General features: G+C 27.4%; 2 protein-coding genes. Both read left to right on the top strand.

Going from position 1 to position 2,280, the window contains the following annotated elements:
• Positions 1 to 411: 411 nt before the first annotated feature.
• Positions 412 to 1,464: a galactose ABC transporter substrate-binding protein gene (locus tag LLF98_RS03020; protein WP_291700711.1), complete on the top strand. Its 1,053-nt coding sequence runs from the start codon at positions 412 to 414 to the stop codon at positions 1,462 to 1,464.
• A 528-nt stretch (positions 1,465 to 1,992) separates the two neighbouring features.
• Positions 1,993 to 2,259, top strand: coding sequence for a MerR family transcriptional regulator (locus tag LLF98_RS03015; RefSeq protein WP_291700710.1), 267 nt, complete (start codon positions 1,993 to 1,995; stop codon positions 2,257 to 2,259).
• Positions 2,260 to 2,280: the final 21 nt, after the last annotated feature.

The raw sequence follows: 2,280 nt of genomic DNA, 5'->3' as shown, positions 1-2,280 counted from the left end.
GATCCAACTCCACTCTCATAATCCATTAAAATTTTATACTTTTCATCCACTGCATATCTAGATCTTTTAGACATCAAAATACTCCCTTTCAAGTAACGGATTTTTATTTTTTAATCTGTCTACCTTAAAGGGAGCATATCACAATGAATAATGCGATATTTTTTCAATCTGTTATTTATTTTTGCTTGTACATTCTTATAGAATCTTATATGATAAATCAGCATTGAATTTTAAAATAGAAGCTTGTCTGAAATCTATTGGTGACAAACTTTTGTTTCTTATTGATAGCAAAGTTACTATTGAATATTAGAATAAATTTTATACTAATGGAAAAATTAACACTAGATATTTTAATCAAAACAATTGGTATAGATGATTAACTTGAACACATAGAAAGGAATGATAGTTAAAATGAAAATACTAAAAAGGGTCTTACCTTTTATTATGATTTCTATAGTATTGCTGCATAGCATTAAAAATATTGCATATGCTAGTTTAGGCACTCCTTCTCAAAAACCAGTTAAGGCAGCAGTCTTCTTAAATGATTTAAGCTATTTATTCATTTCTGAAGTAAAAAAAAGCTTAGAAGATGTTCAAAAAGAAAATAATAATAAAATGGAATTTACTTTTTTTGATTCAAAAGGTAATCAAATTATTCAAAATGAGAATATCTCTACTGCACTTAATAAGGGATTTGACCTTTTTGTGGTAAAGCCAGTCAGTAGCAAACCACAAGAAATTAAAGATTCTCTTAATAAAGTAATGCAGGCAAACATTCCATTAATTATCTTTCTGCCCCGATCAACTGGATCACTGACAAATTTTATTAGTTCTTATGGTAATGGTATTATTATAAATGGATATCTTAAGCTTAGTGGCACTCTAGAAGGCAAAATCCTAGCTGATGCATGGAATGCTAATAAGGAAACTATGGATAAAAATAAAGATAATATAATGCAATATGTAATGCTACAAGGTCCATCTAACAATGAAGCAACAATTGCGAGAACTAAATATTCTATTCAAGCACTTAATGAAGCTGGCATAAAAACTCAAGAACTTTTATCAACTGCTTGTAATTGGCGTGAAGACTGTGCAAAAATTACAATTGAATCAGCATTTTTAACTCTTGGTGATAAAACTGAGGCAATAATTTCTAATAATGATGATATGGCAATTGGTGCTATTGAAGCATTACAAAAATATGGATATAACAAAGATTATAAATCAAAATATATTCCTGTTGTAGGAGTTGATGGCTCACCTAAGGCTAAAGAATTAATTGATCAGGGCATAATGCTAGGTACTGTTAATGAAGATCTCCATACGCAAACAAATGCAATTTATTCTATAGGAATGAATCTAGTTTCTAGAAACGCCCCTCTCATTGGTACAAATTATAAATTTGATGAAACAGGAATTACAATTAAAATATCTTGCTCTGAATATATTAAATCACAATGAATCTTTAATTATTCTTTTTAATACTTCCATCATAGTAGTAAATACATATGTAATTATATAGACTTATTCTTTTAAATTTATATAATTAGAACAATTTGGAGGATAGCTTGTACTTCCCTACATTTGTATGACAAAACATTAATCATGGGATTTAAGTTGCCCTTTAATCCAGCTACCACACTATGAAATTTTTATATATGTATAAACAAATTTAGTGCTTATCACGTTTTATAATTATGTAATATCTATTAATATTAGAATTTTTGATTTTTGTAATCATATTGCAAATAAACCTTTATTGAATTAATTCATAATATAATTCCTATATTATCATGTACTTATTTATGGTATGATAATATTAATAACATTTTTTATAATGATATTAAATTTAGCTTATTCTAAAAATTGTAGTTATTATAATTTTACAATTGGAGGCAGACAACAGTTGAAAAAAGTTTATAAAAATTTATAACTATATATTTATTTTTAATACAGTTTATTGCATAATAATTTCAAAGAGTGATTAACTTGAAATATTATTCAATAGGAGAATTTGCAGAACTTATAGGTAAGACAGAGCAAACATTAAGAAATTGGGATAAAAAAGGTACGCTTAAACCACATCATGTTGCAGAAAGTGGGTACAGGTACTATTCACAAGAGCAAATTAATCATTTCTTTGGCTTCAAAAACAGTAACATTGTTACAGTTTTTAGTTGTAGGTTGCAAGGCAAGAGAGCAAATAAAGCCAAAAAAATGATTAAGGAGTTATTAGAAGATGAAAAGGGCGATTAATGTTAGGTTATACCCAACTAA

Source organism: Clostridium sp., assembly GCF_021372645.1.
Classification (GTDB): domain Bacteria; phylum Bacillota; class Clostridia; order Clostridiales; family Clostridiaceae; genus Clostridium.
This window is presented reverse-complemented; position numbering and strand designations above follow the sequence as displayed.

Coding starts and splice junctions, on each gene's coding strand:
- LLF98_RS03020 (WP_291700711.1), top strand. CDS start 412: ATGAAAATACTAAAAAGGGTCTTACCTTTTATTATGATTTCTATAGTA.